Raw genomic sequence first — 17,613 nt, 5'->3', positions numbered from 1 at the left:
GCAAGGGGTTGAGTACCGTCGCGAGGCGTGCTGGCGGACCGGCTCGTAGTAGTGCCGAAGCCCCTGTAATGGGGGTGGAGCGAAGGGGCCGGGTCATCCGTGGCTGTGTGTGTCTGGTCAACCGGACTTTTTTCGGGAGGAGCCGATGGACAAGCTGAAGTCACCAGCGAAGCCGTTTGAGATTTCGAAGTGGGAGGTCTGGGAGGCGTTTCGTGAGGTGAAGCGCAATCAGGGTGCGCCGGGGGTGGACGGGCAGTCCATCGCCGACTTCGAGGCCGATCTGGAAGACAACCTTTACAAGATCTGGAATCGGATGTCGTCGGGGACGTATTTTCCGCCTCCGGTGCGAGCGGTGGAGATTCCGAAACAGCACGGCGGCGGCACGAGGATGCTCGGCGTCCCCACCGTCGCCGACCGGGTCGCGCAGACGGTGGTAGCCAGGCACTTGGGGATCCGGGTGGATCCAATATTCCACGAGGATTCCTACGGTTACCGGCCGAATCGGTCGGCTCTGGATGCGGTCCAGCGTTGCCGGCAACGGTGTTGGAAGAAAGACTGGGTGATCGATCTTGACATTCAGAAGTTCTTCGACAGCGTCCGGTGGGACCTCATCGTCAAGGCTGTCCAGGCTCACCGACGCCGTCTGGGTGACGTTGTATGTCAAGCGGTGGCTCCAAGCGCCGCTGCAACTGCCCGACGGAACCTTGCAGCAGCGGGACCGAGGGACCCCGCAGGGGTCCGCGGTCTCGCCCGTGCTGGCGAACCTGTTCATGCACTACGCGTTCGACACCTGGCTCGCCCGGACTTTTCCGGACGTGCAGTTCGAACGCTATGCCGATGACGCGGTCGTGCACTGCGTCAGTGAACGCCAGGCCCGCCAGGTGCTGGCGGCACTCGGGAACAGGATGGACGAGGTCGGGCTGCGTCTGCACCCCGACAAGACCAAGATCGTGTATTGCAAGGACGGCAACCGGCGCGGCTCGTACGAGCACACGTCGTTCACCTTCCTGGGGTTCACGTTCCAAGCCCGCAAGGCGCGCAGCAGGAAGGGGAAGAACTTCACCAACTTCCTGCCCGCGATCAGCAAGGAAGCCCTGAAGAAGATCAGCGGGCAAGTCCGCGCCTGGCGGATCCACCTGCGGATCGGCCACACCTTCGCCGAGCTCGCACGGAAGATCAACCCGATCGTGCGCGGCTGGCTGCAGTACTACGGGGCGTACTACCGCTCCGCGCTGTTGCCCCTCCTGGAACGCATCAACGCCTACCTGGTGCGCTGGATCCGCAAGAAGTACAAACGACTGCGGCCGTTCAGGAAGGCCCAACAGTGCTGGCAGCGCATCACCCGCCAGTACCCGAGGCTCTTCGCCCACTGGGCATGGACACCGCGCTTCTGGTGATCAGGATGACAAGAGCCGTGTAACGGGAGACTGTTACGCACGGTTCTGTGGGAGCCCGGGGGTGAAATCCCCCCGGGCGACCCGACCTTAGAAGAGTGAGCCGCGAAACATGGCGGCCGGCTCATCCTGCTCTTCCAACTGACGGTGCGGCTGGCCTCGAGAAAGTCCCGCCGCCAGGTCAGGCGCGGGCGGCTGGTTCGGTGGGTTTCGGGTCAGGGCTGTCACCCGGTCCACCGTCGGCTGGCTCGCCCTGCGCTTCGTCGGCAGCGCGGGCGGGGGCTGTCGCCCGCAGCTGACGGACTTCCTGGCTGGCCAGCATGCCGAGGACGGCGAGCACCACCAACGTGGCAAGGATCAGCAGCGTGTCGCGGGTGCCGATCGCCGTGGCGAGCGGTCCGACCGCCAGCTGGCCGAGTGGGATGGCGACCCAGGACCCCAACATGTCGTAGGAGTAGACGCGGGCCAGTCGGTCGGCCGCGATGTGCTGCGCGATCGACGTGTCCCAGGCCACCGCGAACTGTTCGACGGCGACGCCGACCGCCACTCCGGCCGACAACAGCACGACCATGGTGGGGGCCAGGGCCAGGCCCAACAGCAGCAACGACTCGGCGAACATGCAGGCCACCCCGAGCAGCAGCAGCCGGCGCACCCGGATCCGCATGGCGATCAACCCGCCCACGACCATTCCGGCGGTTTCCGCCGCCAACACCACGCCCCAGGCGCTACGGCCGATCGTCTCGTCCGCGACGGCCGGGCCGAGCACGTTCACGCCGCCGGCGAGGGCTGCGTTGAGGATCATGAAGCCGAGCACCACCACCCAGACCCAGGTCCGCGCGGTGAACTCGGTCCAGCCCTCCCGGAGGTCGACGACGATGCTCGTGCGGGTGCTCTTCGCCCGCGGGGCAGCGACCCGGACTCCGGTGAACGCGATAGCTGCGATAGCGAAGGTGAGCGCGTCGACGGCGAGGCCCCACCCGGGCCCGACGGCGGCCACCAGGAGGCCACCGAGCGCAGCGCCGCCGATCATGCCCGCGTTCATGCCGAGCCGGATGATCGCGTTGGCCGGCTGGATCAGCTCCGGCGGCACGGTCTGCGGCGTCGCGGCGGCCGAGGCTGGCTGAGCCAGCGCGCTCACGATGCCGTTGGCCGCACCGAGCGCCAGCAACAGCGGGATCGTCGCCGCGCCGGTGAGCACCAGGGCGGCCACCGCGGCCTGGGTCAGCGCACCCAGCACATTGGAGCCGACGAGCACCAGCCGGCGCGGGATCCGGTCGGCCACCAGCCCGCCGAAGAGCACGAACAGCACGGTCATCAGCGATCTCGCGCCGACCACCAGGCCCAGGTCGCGCACCGAGCCGGTCAGATCGAGTACGGCGAAGGCCAGCGCGATGGGAGCGACACCGTTGCCCAGCATGTTGACCATCCGGCCAGCAGCCAGGTATCGGAACGCGCCATACCGCAGCGGAGCCAGCATCAGTCCTCCATCCGGAACAGGACAACCATCAAAGCGGAGCAGTTCCACGTCGCCGAGCTGTTCGGCACCCAGGACGTCCTCATGGCTGAGGTCTCCGTGCCCAGGAGGTTGAACCAGGCGGTGACTGACGCACGGGTGGTGCAAGGGACACCCGTGATGATCCGCTTCTTGTGCGGTTTGATCGAGCCATTCTCTCGACAGCAGAGGCGACGGTGCAGGTCCGTTGCGGTGGCTGCCCTCGCGAATGAGCACGCCGCCCCTTCACAAATGGGTGGCGTGAGGGCAGGGAGGCGAGCAGGCTCGTGCTCATGACGAGCAGCGATCTGTGGGACGAGGACACCGCGGAGCGGTACGACGACATCTCGGCCGAGATGTTTGCACCCCACGTGCTCGACCCCGCCGTGGACTTCCTCGCACGGCTGGCGGGTTCCGGCCCCGCGCTGGAGCTCGCGATCGGCACGGGCCGGGTGGCGATCCCGCTCGCCGCCCGAGGCATCTCCGTGACCGGGATCGAGCTGTCGCAGCCGATGGCCGACCGGCTGCGGCGCAAGGTGCCCGCGGAGGACTTGCCGGTCGTCATCGGTGACATGGCCACGACGACCGTCCCCGGCCAGTTCTCGCTCGTGTACGTCGTGTGGAACAGCATCGGCAACCTGCGCACCCAGGACGAGCAGGTGCAGTGCTTCCGCAACGCCGCCCGGCACCTGTCGCCGGGGGGTCGCTTCGTCGTCGAGCTGTGGGTGCCGGGCATCCGGCGGTTCCCCCCTGGGCAGTCGGCGGTGCCGTTCGAGGTGACCGACCAGCACGTCGGCTTCGACACCTACGACATGGTCACGCAGCAGGGGACCTCTCACCACTACCGGCGGCTGGACGATGGGAGTGCGCGCTACGGCTACAGCAACTTCCGCTACATCTGGCCCGCCGAGTGCGACCTCATGGCGCGGCTGGCCGGCTTGACGCTGGAGCAGCGTGTGGCGGACTGGGACGGGGCGCCCTTCACGTCCGACAGCGAGAGCCACGTGTCGGTCTGGCGCAAGCCACTCGACGCCTCTGATGAGGGCTTAGCCGAGGCCTGAGCGAACGTCCGCTCATCCGCGGATTCGGTCGTCTCGGTTGCCCTGCCAACGGCATGTGCGGACGTTCCTGGTGGCGAAGCTACGACACGATGACAGGCGTGGCCGACGTCGGTAACCTCCAGGACCAGCGGCTCTGGAATGCGACCGTCGCAGCGATCGCGGTCCTGGACGGATTCGGCTTAAGAGAACCGCCACCCACTGGCGCTCACGCCTCGTCCTGCCAGGACACCCGGACGTCACAGCGTCGTAACGCACCCATTGACGAGCCCCGCTCGAAAGTTACACTCCCGGTGTAATAACCAGCCCCACGCTTCGCCTGAGTCGCCCAGCGCATCCCCCGTCGCCGCGTCTTTGCGAGAGGTGAAGATGAGCCCTCCACCCACCGACGGAATCGACCTGGCCCTGCACCACGTCGGCGTGCGGTTCGGCGGGCTGGTCGCGCTCGACGACGTCTCCCTGCGGGTGCCACCCGGCCGGATCGTCGGCGTCATCGGCCCCAACGGTGCCGGGAAGACCACCCTGTTCAACGTCGTCTGCGGGTTCGTCCCGCCGACCAGCGGCTCGCTCACCCTCGACGGCCGGCCGTTCCGGCCGCGCCCGCACCGACTCACCCGGCTCGGCATCGCCCGCACGCTCCAGGGCGTCGGCCTCTTCCCGGGCCTCAGCGTCCTCGAGAACGTGATGGCCGGCGCCAGCCACGCCGCCCGGGCCGGCTTCGCCGCCGCCCTGTTCGGCCTGCCCCGCAGCGACCGCGACGAACGCCGGCTGCGCGACGAGGCCCGCGACCTGCTGGCCGAGCTGGGCGTCGCGCAGCACGCTGCGGCGGCCCCCGCCACCCTGCCGTACGCCGTCCGCAAACGGGTCGCCCTCGCCCGCGCCCTGATCGCCCGGCCCCGCCTGCTCCTGCTCGACGAACCGGCCGGCGGGCTGAGCGCCGAGGACATCGCCGAGCTGGGCGAGCTCGTCACCGCGCTGCCCGGCCGGGCCGGCGCCGCCTGTTCGATCATGCTGGTCGAGCACCACATGGACCTGGTGATGTCCGTCTGCCACGAGATCGTGGTGCTCGACTTCGGCAAGGTCATCGCCGCCGGGACACCCGAGCAGGTGCGCGACGACCCGCTGGTGACCGAGGCGTACCTCGGCGCCGACGTGCCGGCCGAGACGACGCCGGGGGCCGCGTCGTGAGCGCCCTGCTGGAGGTCGAGGCGCTCAGCTCCGGCTACGGACCGGTGCCGGTGCTGCGCGAAGTCACGCTCGACGTGCCCGCCGGCACCATCGCCGCCGTGCTCGGCGCCAACGGCGCGGGGAAGACCACCCTGCTGCGCACCCTCTCCGGCCTGCTCCGGCCCACCGGCGGCCGGGTCCGCTACGACGGCGCGGACCTGCGCGGCGTACCGGTCGAACGCCTGGTCCGGCGCGGCCTGGCGCACGTGCCCGAGGGACGCGGCATCGTCGCCGAGCTGACCGTCGAGGAGAACCTGCGCCTCGGCGGCCTGTGGCGCCGGGACCGGGCCGACGCCCGCCGGGCGCAGGACGAGGTGTACCAGCTCTTCGAGCCGCTGGCCCGGCGGCGCCGGCACGCCGGCCACCAGCTCTCCGGCGGGGAACGGCAGATGCTCGCCCTCGGGCGGGCGCTGATCGCGCGCCCAAAACTGCTGCTGCTCGACGAGCCGTCGCTCGGGCTCGCCCCCCGGGTCGCGGCCCAGATCATGGCGCTGCTGCGCCGGCTCTGCGACAACGACGGCCTGACCGTCCTGCTCGTTGAGCAGAACGTCCGCAGCGCCCTCTCCGTCGCCGACCAGGGCGTGGTGATGTCCCTCGGCCGGGTGGTGATGGCCACCCCGGCGGCGCAGCTCCGCGACGACGCCACGCTGCGCCACGCGTACCTCGGGTTCTGACCGCCCGGCACGTAGGAAGGATCAGCGCTTGGACCGGTTCTTGTTCCTCACCTTCGACGGGCTGTCCACCGGGGCCGTCTACGCGGCGTTCGCCCTCGCCCTGGTGCTCATCTGGCGGGCGGCCCGTCTGGTGAACTTCGCGCAGGGTGCGATGGCCGTGGCGACCGCCTACGTCGGCTACGCCGTCGTCTCCGCCACCGGCTCGTACTGGCTCGGCCTCGGCGCCGCCGTCCTCGCCGGCCTCGCGTTGGGCGCGCTGGTCGAGCGGGTGCTGATGCGCTTCGTCGGCCACGCCAACCCGCTCAACGACGTCATCGTCGCCCTCGGCCTGGTGCTGCTGATCCAGGCGGTGCTCGGCATCGTCTTCGGCAACGAGTACCGGCCGGCGGCCGCGCCGTTCGACACCGACGCGCTGTCCCTCGGCGGGATCGCCGCGATGTCCCCGTACGACCTGTGGGTCCTCGGCGCGGTCCTGGCGGTCGTGGTGCTGCTCGGGCTGCTGTTCACCCGGACGCCTATCGGCCTGCGGATGCGGTCGTCCGCCTTCGCGCCGGAGGTGTCCCGGCTGCTCGGCGTCAACGTCGGCCGGATGCTCACCGTGGGCTGGGCCCTCGCGGCCGCGGTCGGCGCCCTCGCCGGCATGCTGGTCGTCCCCACCGGGCTGGGGCTGCACCCGCACGCGATGGACCTGGTCTTCGTCGTCGCGTTCACCGCCGCGGTGGTCGGCGGCCTGGACAGCCCGGCCGGCGCCGTGGTCGGCGGCCTGCTGGTCGGCCTGATCCTGTCGTACGTCACCGGCTACCTCGGCCCCGACACCACGCCGCTGGCCATCCTCGTCCTGCTGCTGGCGGTCCTGCTCGTCCGCCCCGGGGGGCTCTTCTCCAGCGTGAGAGCGAGGCACGTGTGACCGCGACCCAGCCTCCCGAGGTCTCCACCGTGGCGCCTCGGCCCGCCACCCCGTCACCGCTGCGCCGGTGGTGGCCCGGCCCGCCCGGCGCCGCCGGACCGCGCGGTTCGACGTTGCTGCGCCACCTGATTCTGGCCGTGCTCGCCGGCACGGCGGTCGTGCTGGTGACCAACCAGTTGGCGCCGTACCAGAATCTCCAGGTCGCCCGGGTCTGCGCGTTCCTCTGCGTCACCGCCGGCTACACCGTTCTGGTCGGGCTCAACGGCCAGCTCTCCCTCGGGCACGGGGCGCTGATGGCGACCGGGGCGTACACGGTCGCCCTGGTGCAGCAGGGTTTCGAGGAGCGGGCGGTGCAGGGCCGGTGGATCCTGCCCCTGTCGCTGCTGCTCGCCGCCGCGGTGACCGCGGTGGCGGGCCTGGTCATCGGGCTGGCCGCCGCCCGGCTGCGCGGGCCGTACCTGGCCGGCGTCACCCTCGCCGTCGCGACCCTGGTCCCGGCGCTCACCACGATCTTCACCGACCTGTTCAACGGCGAGCAGGGGCTGCGCTTCCCGACGGAGACGCCGCCGGCGTTCCTCGGCGCGTACTTCCAGCCGGAGCGCTGGCTGGCCTGGGTCGCGCTGCTCGCCGCCCTGCTGACGATGCTGCTGATGGCGAACCTGGTACGCAGCCGGTTCGGCCGGTCGCTGCGCGCCGTCCGCGACGACGAGGTGGCCGCCCGGCTGGCCGGCATCCACGTCGCCCGCAACCAGGTGCTCGCCTTCGTGGTGAGCGCCGCCTGCGCCGGCCTCGGCGGCGGCGTGTACGCGGTGCTCACCGCCACCGTCGCCCCGGGCAAGTTCTCGCTGGACCTGTCGCTGTTCCTGCTGATGGCGATCGTGATCGGCGGCCTGGGCAGCCTCGCCGGCGCGGTCTGGGGCGCGGTCCTGCTGGTGGCGCTGCAGGACCTGCCGAGCCTCATCACCGAGACCTTCACCCTGCCGTCGGGCCTGGCCCAGCGGCTGGAGGGCAACCTGGCCCTCGCCGTGTTCGGACTGATCCTCATCGTCGTCATGCTCGTGGCCCCGGGCGGCCTCCAGGGTGCCGCCCGCACCCTCACCGCGCGTCTGCGGCCAAGCCGCCGGACCGCCCGCCGCTGAGCCACCGGGTTCCACCCCCGTTCGCACCCCGTCGCACCGGAATGGAGAACCATGTATCCCACCGCACACCGCGTACTCGCGGCCACCGCCGGCCTCGCGCTGCTGATCGGCTCGTCGGCCTGCGCCAACGACGAGCAGCAGGCGGCCGAGAACGTCCCGGGCGTCACCGACACCGAGGTGGTGATCGGCACCCACCAGCCGCTCACCGGTCCGGCCGCGGCCGGCTACTCCAAGATCTCCGCCGCCACCAAGGCGTACTTCGACCACGTCAACAGCAAGGGTGGCGTGAACGGCCGGAAGATCGTCTACAAGGTGATGGACGACGGCTACAACCCGGCGAACACCGACAACGTCGTCCGCAAGCTCGTCCTCGACGACAAGGTCTTCGCGCTCCTCGGCGGCCTCGGCACCCCCACCCACACCAACGTGCTGGAGTTCGTCAAGACCCAGAAAGTGCCCGACCTCTTCGTCTCCTCCGGCAGCCGGAACTGGAACCAGCCCGACAAGTACCCCACCACCTTCGGCTGGCAGCCCGACTACACCGTCGAGGGCAAGATCCTGGCCACCTACGTGAAGCAGCAGTTCCCCGGTCAGAAGGTGTGCCACTTCGGGCAGAACGACGACTTCGGCCGCGACTCCCTCGTCGGCGTCGAGAAGATCCTCGGACCGGTGGCGGCGAAGCAGACCTACACCCCCACCAACCCGCAGGTCGGCCCGGCGATCGGGGCGCTGAAGGCGGCCGGTTGCCAGGTGGTCATCTCGGCGAGCATCCCCGGGTTCACCGCGCTGGCCATGGGCCAGGCCGCCGGCCAGGGGTTCAAGGCGCAGTGGGTGGTGTCCAACGTCGGCGCGGACTACACCACGCTGTCCAAGCAGCTCGGCGACAAGAAGGTCATCCTGGAGGGCATGCTCGCCGACAACTACCTGCCGATGGCGGGCGACGCGAGCAACCCGTGGATCCAGGCGTTCACGAAGATCCACCAGCAGTACAACGCAGCCAACCCGATCGACGGCAACGCCGTCTACGGCTACTCGATGGCGTACACCTTCGTGCAGGCGCTGCTGGCGGCCGGCAAGGACCTCACCCGGGAAAAGCTGGTCGACGCGGTGCACAAGGGCGGTTTCAAGGGGCCGGGCCTCACCCCGTTCCGGTACAGCCAGGACGTGCACGCCGGCTACAGCGGCGTGCGGATGAACAAGGTCACGGGCGGCGTACAGAGCTACTTCGGCCCGACCTGGACCACCGACGACGGTGACGGCGAGGTCAAGGAGTTCACCGAGGCGCCGACCGCGCCGCCGGCGGACGCCATCCCGACGACCTGACCGGCGCGACCGCCGGTCACCGGCCGGCAGGCCAGTCGGGACCGGGCCGCCACGGCGTCGTGGCGGCCCGGCCCCGGTGAGTCGCGGCGGCCTCCGAGCACCTGTCGGGCGTCGTTACGCTTGCGGTGCAACTTCCTTCGGCGCCGCCGCCCGTCCGGACAGGGGACCGTCAGATGATCGAGGTGGACGCCGACGCGCCGGCACGGGTGGACGGGCGGGCGGCGCGGGGCGAGCGCACCCGCGGCGCCATCGTCGAGGCGCACCTGGCGCTGATCGACGAGGGAGACCTCAAGCCCACCGGGGAGCGCATCGCCGAACGCGCGGGGGTGTCGCTGCGCACCCTGTGGACCAACTTCAAGGACATGGAGACCCTGTACGCCGCGACCGGGCAGCGGGTCAGCGAGCGGCAGGAGTCGCTGTTCCGCCCGATCCCGCCGGAGTGGCCCCTCAGCCGGCGGATCGCGGAGTTCTGCGCCCAGCGGGTCCAGATGGTCGAGGCGCTGGCGCCCTCGGCCCGTGCCTCCGCGCTGCGCGAGCCCTTCTCACCCCAGTTGCGGCGCAACCGCGAGGAAGCCATCGCCCGGATGCGCCGCGAGATCGAGCTCGCGTTCGGCCCGGAACTGGCGCAGGCGGGGGAGGGGCACGAGCAGCTGCTCGACGCCCTGACGGTGGCGAGCACCTGGGCGGCCTGGTCGATGATGCGCGACGCGATGGGGCTGGACGTCGAGGCGGCCCGGGCCATCCTGGCGCAGACCGTCGGTGCCCTCCTCGTCGACGCCATCGCCGCCGCCCTCCGCTAACCCACCCCACCCCGCCTCGTTGGTGGACCGCGGTGGCGGGCTGGTGACCCGGGCGCTGGCCGGCCAGGTCGTGCCGGAGTCGACGCTGCGGGCCGCCTGCCACGCCGGCCGGTTGCTCCGGGTGCTGCCGCAGGTCTACGTGGACACCCGCCTGGTCCCGCCCGGGCCGGACGCCGGCCTTCCCCTCCTCGCCCGGCTGAGTCCCGAAGTGGCGCAGCGCGCCGTGCTCGCTCACGCGGACGGGCGGGGTGCGTTGAGCAGCCTCACCGCCCTCGACGCGTGGGGTCTGCGCGGGCAACCCCGGGCGAGCCGGTGCACCTGGACGTGCCGGCCGACTCCGGCCTGCGCACCCGGCCCCATCTCGTGGTGCACCACCGCCGAGGCTTCACGGTGGAACCGCCGCACGTCGTCACCCGCCGCGAACTCCCGGTCGTACGGCTGGAAAGCGCGCTGGTCGACGCGTGGCCGGCGCTGCCACCACTCGACCACCCGGCTCCCCTGATCCGGGCGGTCAACGACCGGCTGACCACGCCCCAGCGGGTCGACGCGGCCCTCGCGACCGTGCCGAGGCTGACCGGTTGGGCCGAGTTGCGGACGCTGCTCCCGAGGCTCGCCGCCGGCTGCCGCAGCCCGCTGGAGATCTGGGGCCACGACCACGTCTTCACCGGCCCCGACCTGCCCGCCTTCCAGCGGCAGGTACGCATCCAGGCCCGGCGCCGCAGCATCTACCTTGACGTCTACGCCGAGCCCGAACGCGTCGACTTCGCACTCGACGGCGCGACCACGCACGGCGATCGCCGGCAGCGGGAGATCGACCTGCGGCGGGACGCGCCGCTGGCCACGCTCGGCATCCTGGTGGTGCGGTTCGCGCACCGCCGGTTGGTGCACGAGACCGACGAGGTACGCCGGGAGATCCTGGCGATCCTCGCCAGCCGTCGTCCTGGCCACTGACCGGGCTGAGGGAGGGCTGCGGTGATCGTCCAACGGCCGTCCGTCGCGCGGCCGGGGGCGGCGGCTGAAAGGTCGACCAGGAAGGGGCATCGTGCCGATCAGGGCTCCTGCCCTACCCTCGGCGTCATGATCGAGTCGCTGCCCGGCGGGCGGTTGTCGGGCCTGCGTACCATGCTGGCCTGGCACGGTGTGCCCGGCCTCAGCTGCAAGGGTGCGACGCACCGGATCCGGTCAGCCCGGTTGGAGATCGCTGTCGCCCGGGTCCGTGACCTCCTCGACTTCGCCGAGATGGAGGACGAGGAGATGCGCTACTGGCAGGGCGTCTCCCAGGAGGCCGCCGTCGCCGGCCTGGCCGGGCTCCCGCCCGACGTGCCGGTCTGGACCCGGGAGGCCGCGGCGTTCACGGCGCGGGAGCGGAGCACCGGGCGGCTGGTGGGCAGCTTCAGCCTCTACGTGCAGCCCGGGCGGCAGATGCACGTCGGCGGTTCGGTGGTCGCCGACGCCCGTGGAAGGGGCTACGGCCGGGAGGCGCTGGAGCTGGTCTGTGCCATCGCGCACCGCCATCTCGGACTGTGCCATCTCGTCGCGCGGTGCGAGGCGGCCAACGTGGCGAGCCGGCGGTGGCTGATGTCGGCCGGCTTCGCCCAGGTGGCCGGTGACCCGAGGCATGTCCTGCCGGACGGGCGTGCGGTGCAGGCGCTGTGGTGGCAGCGCTCCGACCCGCGATCCCGACGGCGTTGCGCCAGCTTTCAGGCACCCGGTTTGCACCTGCACTTCCCCTGACCGGCGGGCGTCAGGCGCTTGCCTGACCGGCGGGCGTCAGTCGCGCAGCGTACGGAGAATGCGGGCCAGGTCGGCCCGGTCGGCCTCGTCGAGGTCGCCGAAGAAGCGTTCCGCCTCGGCGTTCCGGGCGGCCCGGATGGCGGCACCGACCCGGGTCCCCTCGTCGGTCAGCGCGACCAGGGTGGCGCGCCGGTCCTCCGGGTCGGGCCGCCGCTCGACCAGGCCCCGCTCCTGGAGCCCGTCGACCACCTCGGTGGTGGAGCGCGGCGCGATGTGCAGCTGCTCGGCGAGCGTGCTCAGCCGCAGCGCGCCGTGCCGCATCAGCACGGCCAGGGCGCGGGCGTGACCGGGGTTGATCTCCCACGGTTCGAGGGTGCGGCGGGACTGGTGGCGCAGCCGCCGGGCCACCCCCCAGAACAGCTCGGCCAGGCTCTCCTCGTCGTCCCCGGTCACGGGAATACCGTAGCAGTACTTCCTGTTGCTACCTCACGATGAGGTAACCTCAGCATTACCTCCAACAGGAAGCGAGCACCCGTTGGAAGCACCCCGAGAAGGCCGCGGTGGCGGCCCACGCACCGTCAGCGCTGCCGAGAAGGCGCAGGCCCGGCAGGTGTCGCTGCGCCGGGTCGGCCGGCTCTTCGCCGCGCACCGCGGCCAACTGGCCGTCGTCGTGTCGATCATCGTGGCGTCGTCCGTCATCGCGATGGCGTCGCCGTTCCTGCTCCGTACCGTGATCGACCGGGCCCTGCCCGAGCGCGACCTGACCCTGCTGGTCTGGCTGGTCCTCGGCATGGTCGCCGTCGCGGCGGTGACCTCCGTGCTCGGCGTCGTGCAGACCTGGATCTCCACCCGGGCTGGCCAGCAGGTCATGCACCGGCTGCGCACCGACGTCTTCGCCCACCTGCACCGGCAGTCGATCGCGTTCTTCACCCGCACCCGCACCGGCGAGGTGCAGTCCCGGATCACCAACGACATCGGCGGCATGCAGACCGTCGTCACCTCCACCGCCACCTCCATCGCGGCCAACCTGACCACCGTGGTCGCCACCGCCGTCGCCATGGTGGCGCTGAGCTGGCGGCTGTCCCTGGTGTCGCTGGTCGTGCTGCCCCCGGCGATCTGGCTGACCCGGCGGGTGGCCCGGATGCGCCGCGAGATCACCGCGCAGCGGCAGCGGGAACTCGCCGACCTCAACGTCACCATCGAGGAGGGGCTGTCGATCAGCGGCGTGCAGCTGAGCAAGACCCTCGGCGCCGGGCCCAAACTGGTCGAGCGGTTCAACGCCTCCTCGGCCCGGCTGGTCGACCTCGAGCTCCGCTCCGAGCTGGCCGGCCGGTGGCGGATGGCCGCGATGACCGTCATCTTCGCCGCCATCCCGGCGGTCATCTACCTCAGCGCCGGCCTCCCGGCGACCGCCGGCACGCTGAGCATCGGCACCCTGGTCGCCTTCACCGCCCTCCAGGGCGGACTCTTCCGGCCGCTGATGGGGCTGCTCAACGTCGGCGTCTCGCTGACCGCCTCGCTGGCGCTGTTCGCCCGGATCTTCGAATACCTGGACCTGCCCGTCGAGGTGGACGACCCGGCCCGCCCGGTCGAGATCGACCCGGCCCGGGTCCGCGGGCACCTGCGCTTCACCGACGTCACCTTCAGCTACCCGGGCAGCGACACCGCCGCCGTCGCCGGCGTCAGCCTGGACGTCCCGGCCGGCACCAGCCTCGCGCTGGTGGGCGAGACCGGCTCCGGCAAGAGCACCCTCGCCGCGCTGATCACCCGGTTCCACGACCCGGCCGCCGGCCGGGTCACCATCGACGGCGTCGACCTGCGCGACCTGCGCCTGGCCGACCTGGCCGCCGTCGTGGGCGTGGTCAGCCAGGAGACCTACCTGCTGCACACCACCGTGCGGGAGAACCTGCGGTACGCCCGGCCGGACGCCACCGACGCCGAGATCGAGGCCGCGGCCCACGCCGCGCAGATCCACGACCTCATCGCCGGCCTCCCCGACGGGTACGACACGGTCGTCGGCTCCCGCGGCCACCGCTTCTCCGGTGGCGAGAAGCAGCGCCTGGCCATCGCCCGTACGCTGCTGCGCGACCCCCGCATCCTGGTGCTGGACGAGGCGACCAGCGCGCTGGACACCGAGACCGAACGCGCCGTGCAACGGGCCTTCGACGCGCTGTCGGAGGGCCGCACCGTGGTCACCATCGCGCACCGGCTCTCCACCGTGCGGGACGCCGACCAGATCGCGGTGATCGACCACGGCCGGATCGTCGAGGCCGGCACCCACCAGAGCCTGCTCGACCGGGCCGGCCGGTACGCGGCGCTCGCCGCGTGACCAGCCACGGCCCGACGGGGCCGTCCCTCGTGATAGGGCAGGTCCCGAGCCGGTCCCGTTCCTCGTGACCGCGCACGCCCCGACCCCGCGCCGATCCGGCCGCCGGGCCGGGCCGTCCGCGGGCTACCGGCCGGCTGCGGCGCGCACGCGCGGGTCCGCCAGGGCTCGCGCCATCGCGGCCAGCAGGCCGCTCGCGCAGAGGCCGGGCGCGCCGACCAGGAACTCCTCGCGCTCCATCCACTCGACCCGCTCGACGCCCGGCCGATCCAGGAGCGCCTGGTCCAGTGATCGCGCGGCGTCGTCGTCGTAGCACAGCCGGGCCTCGTCGCCGAGCCGCAGCCCCCAGTGGAACGGGCCGATCAGGTCCGGGCCGCTGTCGGTCTCGTCGTAGATCTCCAGCCACCGGTCGCGCGACTGCGCTGGCGTGACGCCTAGCGCACTCGCCTCGACGAGGTCCCGGACCGTCAGCGGCTCCATGCCGCGTTCGGTGACCGGCAACGCCAGGCCGGTCAGCTCGTCGTCGTGCTCGGGGCACGAGCAGTCGGACCGCTGCGGCGGCATCCAGTCTTCGCTTTCACGCCGGTCGATGAAGACCATGGCGGGATCGTACGGGTGCTGGGTGGTCCCGTGGGGGCGCCGGGACGCCCGACGGCCGAAGGCCCGGCGAACATCGGACGGCGGCCAGGCGCGGCCGGGTCAGCCACCGTGCCGGTGGCGCCAGGGCCGGCCCTCGTCATCGGTACGCAGGAAGCTGCCGTCGCCGAGCGGTTCCAGGTCGTACGAGGTGCGGGTCGGCGCGTCGAGCACGCCCCGGATCTCGCCGGTGCGGACGTCCACCAGGTGGTGTCGGTGCCACTCCTCCTCGGTCTCCTCGATCTCGCCGACGACCGTGACGACGGCGGTGTCCGGGTCGAGATAGCCGCCGGCCCACTCGACCATGGCGTCGGCCCACTCGTGGCCGAAGGCCGCCAACGGGATCCGGACCACCTCCGCGCCGTCCGGCCAGGTGTGGAAGGCGACGTCCTCCTGCTCGTGGTGCACGGTCATCACGTGCCGACCGTCCGGGGCAAGGTCGACCACGACCCGGTCCTCCCACGGGTAGTCGGTCAGCTCGATGCCGGTCCCGGTGAGCCGGCCCCGGAACACCCGCGAGCCGTCCTGCCCCTCGCCGACGTCGAGCAGCATGTGCACACCGTCCGGCTCGGGGAAGTGCTCCGCGCCGTGGCCGACGCTCTGCAACTCGACGTCCGACCGGACCTCGCCCGTCATCGTGTCGACCACCAGCCACCGGTCGAGCCCGTTGCCGCGCATGGCCATCCCGTCCGGCCGGTAGATCCACACGAGCCGCTCATCGACCGAGAACTCGCACGAGACCCGGGCGTTGACGAGTCCCTGTTCCGGGCGCGGCCCGAACTCCAGCCGCCAGAACTCATGGCCGTCCCGGTCCACGCACCGCACAGAGTCTGTCGTCGCGTACACCGTCCGGCCCAGGTCGCGGGTCACCGCCCGCCCCTCGATCCGGCCGTCTTCGCCACTGAGGTCGAAGACAGCGTCCGGGCTGAGCGGGCCCGTCGCGGCCGGCGGTCGGGAGAGGTCGTACGCGAGCAGCCGCCCGTCGACGAGGCGGGTGTGCACCGGGTGGATCATCGTCATGGCTGGTCAGGCTAGCGGACCCGGGTGACCCGACGATCTCCCGAAAATGCGATCTCCAAAACGTGAGTCGCAGGTGCATCGTGGGTAGAGTGGCGCGGTGCATGACGGAGTGCAGGCTCAGGTGCCGGTGCTGTATGTCGCGGACGCCGACGCCGCGCGGCGGTTCTACGAGGCCTTCGGCTACTCGGAGCAGCGCTCCGGCGGTGAGGGCGAGTCCCGCTGGTCGTACCTGCAGTGCGGGGAACTGACCATGCTGCTGGCGGCGGTGCAGCCGCGCCTGGTCACCGTCGAACTGCCCCTGCTGATCTACCTCTACGTCGGCGACCTCGCCGCGACGCTCCAGCGGCTGACCGACGCCGGACATCCCGTCGAGCGTGCCGGTTATCCGGAGCACGCCCCGGGCGGGGAGTGCCGGACCGCCGACCCGGACGGCAACGTGGTGGTGTTCGGGCAGCGTCGGGTCGTCCCCGAGCAGGCCCGGGTGGAGCAGCCCGGCGGCGAGGCGCGCTTCTCGCTGATCCGCGAGGCCGCCGAGGCGGTCAGCCGCCGGGGCGGCGCGCCGGCCCACTGCCAGATCGGCGGCCCGCGCGGCGAGGCGTGCCCGGAGCCGGCCGAGGTCAAGCTCGCCGACTCGTGGGGCGACACGGTGTGGGGCTGCTTGGCACACGCCGACGAGGCCCTGCTCAACGCCCGGGGCGCGTTCCTGGCCACCGAGGACGGGATGGGTCTGGGCCCGTTCCTCCAGCTCCACCAGGCACACCCGGACCGGGCCGCGCAGGGCTGACCTTCGGCCTCTCGCTAGCCACGGCCTGGGTGAGGATCGGCTCCGGGGGCGGGAATTCGCGGCAGCATCGGACGGTCGAGTCAGGTCATTCGGCGGAACCCGTCGGCCGTGAGGCGCGGCTAGGCTGCTGTCGCTTCTGATCAGCGACACAGTTAGGCACAGCATCATGGCGTTGCGGTTCAACACTCCACCGGGCTGGCCGGCGGCACCTGAAGGTTGGCTCCCGCCAGCGGGATGGCAGCCGGATCCAACGTGGCCCGTGCCCCCGGTCGGGTGGCAACTCTACGTCGACGACGCCGCCCCGCAGGCCCCGATGAACCTTCCGGCGGTGCGGAGCACCACCGATGTCATCGCGCCCGAGCCGCGCCCAGCGACCCTCGAGTTGCCGCCCGTGACCGGCACCCAGTCGTTGCCGCCGACGGCAGCCCCGCCGCCCCGGCCGCAGGTGGCGCCGGCCGTCGAGCCGGGCGTGCTGTGGGCCGCCACCGGTCAACCCATCACCGGTATCGGTGCCGGCCGGTACAAGTTGACGGCCACGATGCTCTACTTCGAGCGGGGCGTCCTCTCGACGAATGCGCAGCAGGTGCCGATCGGCGACGTGGTCGACGTGGACCTGCGACAGTCGATCACCCAGAAGGCCCGGGGCGTCGGCAACGTGATGGTGAAGGTGCAGCGCTCGAACGGCTTCGAGCTGGTGGTGCTGGAGGACATCCCGGAGCCCCGCAAGGCGGTGTCGATCATCAACGAGACGGCCCACGCGGCCAGGTTGGCCCAGCAGGAGCGGATGAACACCCGGCACTACTCCGGCGCGCCCGCTATGGTGCCGCAGCCGCCGGCGGCCCCAGCCGTCCCGTCCGCGCCGCCGCAGGTCGATCCGATCGCGCAGCTTCGGCAGTTGGGCGAGCTTCGGGACGCGGGAATCCTCACGGAGGAAGAGTTCGCGGCGAAGAAGGCGGAGATCCTGTCGCGGCTCTAGATCCTTGGGTTCGAGAATCTGAACAACTGAGTCAGGTTTTCAGGCTGCGGTTTTGAGTCGTGCGCGGGCGATGTAGTCGTCGACGTGGTGGTCGATGGCGGCGAGGGCTTGACGCAGGTCGGG

Annotated in this window: 17 protein-coding genes and 1 pseudogene; 14 read left to right on the top strand and 4 right to left on the bottom strand. The window is 71.5% G+C overall.

What is annotated here, in order from left to right:
• Positions 1-145: 145 nt before the first annotated feature.
• Together DKT69_RS40965 and DKT69_RS40550 are read left to right on the top strand one after the other, a co-directional pair.
• Positions 146-577, top strand: a pseudogene (locus tag DKT69_RS40965) (RNA-dependent RNA polymerase family protein); the annotation flags it as partial.
• Positions 578-647: 70 nt separating this feature from the next.
• Complete coding sequence (locus tag DKT69_RS40550) at positions 648-1,397, top strand: reverse transcriptase domain-containing protein (RefSeq protein ID WP_201749480.1); 750 nt, start codon at positions 648-650, stop codon at positions 1,395-1,397.
• Positions 1,398-1,575: 178 nt separating this feature from the next.
• Here the strand turns inward: DKT69_RS40550 and DKT69_RS04270 are convergent, their stop codons facing one another.
• Positions 1,576-2,871: an MFS transporter gene (locus tag DKT69_RS04270; protein ID WP_109800293.1), complete on the bottom strand. Its 1,296-nt coding sequence runs from the start codon at positions 2,869-2,871 to the stop codon at positions 1,576-1,578.
• Positions 2,872-3,179: 308 nt separating this feature from the next.
• Here DKT69_RS04270 and DKT69_RS04265 point away from each other — a divergent pair, with 308 nt between their 5' ends.
• The 9 genes from DKT69_RS04265 (at position 3,180) to DKT69_RS04225 (ending at position 11,748) form a co-directional block, all read left to right on the top strand.
• The gene (locus DKT69_RS04265; RefSeq protein ID WP_109800292.1) at positions 3,180-3,947 is read left to right on the top strand and encodes a class I SAM-dependent DNA methyltransferase; all 768 of its coding nucleotides are present in this window, start codon (positions 3,180-3,182) and stop codon (positions 3,945-3,947) included.
• 366 nt (positions 3,948-4,313) lie between these two features.
• Positions 4,314-5,132, top strand: a complete 819-nt coding sequence (locus DKT69_RS04260; RefSeq protein ID WP_109800291.1) for an ABC transporter ATP-binding protein — start codon at positions 4,314-4,316, stop codon at positions 5,130-5,132.
• Positions 5,129-5,845, top strand: coding sequence for an ABC transporter ATP-binding protein (locus tag DKT69_RS04255; protein WP_109800290.1), 717 nt, complete (start codon positions 5,129-5,131; stop codon positions 5,843-5,845). The genes DKT69_RS04260 and DKT69_RS04255 overlap by 4 nt, the downstream gene beginning before the upstream one ends.
• 28 nt (positions 5,846-5,873) lie before the next feature.
• Complete coding sequence (locus DKT69_RS04250) at positions 5,874-6,752, top strand: branched-chain amino acid ABC transporter permease (protein WP_109800289.1); 879 nt, start codon at positions 5,874-5,876, stop codon at positions 6,750-6,752.
• Positions 6,749-7,891 carry a branched-chain amino acid ABC transporter permease gene (locus DKT69_RS04245; protein ID WP_109800288.1) on the top strand — a complete coding sequence of 381 codons (1,143 nt, stop codon included), beginning with the start codon at positions 6,749-6,751 and terminating at the stop codon, positions 7,889-7,891. Before DKT69_RS04250 ends, DKT69_RS04245 begins: the two co-directional genes overlap by 4 nt.
• A gap of 51 nt (positions 7,892-7,942) precedes the next feature.
• Positions 7,943-9,214 carry an ABC transporter substrate-binding protein gene (locus DKT69_RS04240; RefSeq protein WP_109800287.1) on the top strand — a complete coding sequence of 424 codons (1,272 nt, stop codon included), beginning with the start codon at positions 7,943-7,945 and terminating at the stop codon, positions 9,212-9,214.
• Between the two features lie 173 nt (positions 9,215-9,387).
• A complete protein-coding gene (locus DKT69_RS04235; RefSeq protein ID WP_109800286.1) occupies positions 9,388-10,014 on the top strand; it encodes a TetR/AcrR family transcriptional regulator in 627 nt (208 codons plus the stop codon).
• Positions 10,015-10,293: 279 nt separating this feature from the next.
• On the top strand, positions 10,294-10,965 hold the full coding sequence (locus DKT69_RS04230; RefSeq protein ID WP_236647327.1) for a DUF559 domain-containing protein: 672 nt from the start codon (positions 10,294-10,296) through the stop codon (positions 10,963-10,965).
• A gap of 126 nt (positions 10,966-11,091) precedes the next feature.
• Positions 11,092-11,748: a GNAT family N-acetyltransferase gene (locus tag DKT69_RS04225; protein WP_109800285.1), complete on the top strand. Its 657-nt coding sequence runs from the start codon at positions 11,092-11,094 to the stop codon at positions 11,746-11,748.
• Between the two features lie 36 nt (positions 11,749-11,784).
• Here the strand turns inward: DKT69_RS04225 and DKT69_RS04220 are convergent, their stop codons facing one another.
• On the bottom strand, positions 11,785-12,201 hold the full coding sequence (locus DKT69_RS04220) for a MarR family winged helix-turn-helix transcriptional regulator (RefSeq protein ID WP_109800284.1): 417 nt from the start codon (positions 12,199-12,201) through the stop codon (positions 11,785-11,787).
• Positions 12,202-12,283: 82 nt separating this feature from the next.
• Between DKT69_RS04220 and DKT69_RS04215 the strand changes: the two genes are divergently transcribed.
• Positions 12,284-14,077, top strand: a complete 1,794-nt coding sequence (locus DKT69_RS04215; RefSeq protein ID WP_109800283.1) for an ABC transporter ATP-binding protein — start codon at positions 12,284-12,286, stop codon at positions 14,075-14,077.
• A 123-nt stretch (positions 14,078-14,200) separates the two neighbouring features.
• Here DKT69_RS04215 and DKT69_RS04210 read toward each other — a convergent pair whose 3' ends face one another.
• Both DKT69_RS04210 and DKT69_RS04205 read right to left on the bottom strand, forming a co-directional pair.
• Complete coding sequence (locus tag DKT69_RS04210; RefSeq protein WP_109800282.1) at positions 14,201-14,674, bottom strand: hypothetical protein; 474 nt, start codon at positions 14,672-14,674, stop codon at positions 14,201-14,203.
• Positions 14,675-14,773: 99 nt separating this feature from the next.
• Positions 14,774-15,730, bottom strand: coding sequence for a hypothetical protein (locus tag DKT69_RS04205; protein ID WP_109800281.1), 957 nt, complete (start codon positions 15,728-15,730; stop codon positions 14,774-14,776).
• Positions 15,731-15,827: 97 nt separating this feature from the next.
• On the opposite strand from DKT69_RS04205, the gene DKT69_RS04200 reads away from it, so the two are divergent.
• Together DKT69_RS04200 and DKT69_RS04195 are read left to right on the top strand one after the other, a co-directional pair.
• Positions 15,828-16,514, top strand: coding sequence for a VOC family protein (locus DKT69_RS04200; RefSeq protein WP_109800280.1), 687 nt, complete (start codon positions 15,828-15,830; stop codon positions 16,512-16,514).
• Positions 16,515-16,773: 259 nt separating this feature from the next.
• On the top strand, positions 16,774-17,490 hold the full coding sequence (locus DKT69_RS04195; protein ID WP_201749479.1) for an SHOCT domain-containing protein: 717 nt from the start codon (positions 16,774-16,776) through the stop codon (positions 17,488-17,490).
• The last annotated feature ends 123 nt before the right edge of the window (positions 17,491-17,613 follow it).

Origin of the sequence: Micromonospora sicca (assembly GCF_003172935.1) — a bacterium.
GTDB lineage: Bacteria > Actinomycetota > Actinomycetes > Mycobacteriales > Micromonosporaceae > Micromonospora > Micromonospora sicca.
Note: the sequence above shows the minus strand (reverse complement) of the source record. Positions and strands in the feature narration are given on the sequence as shown.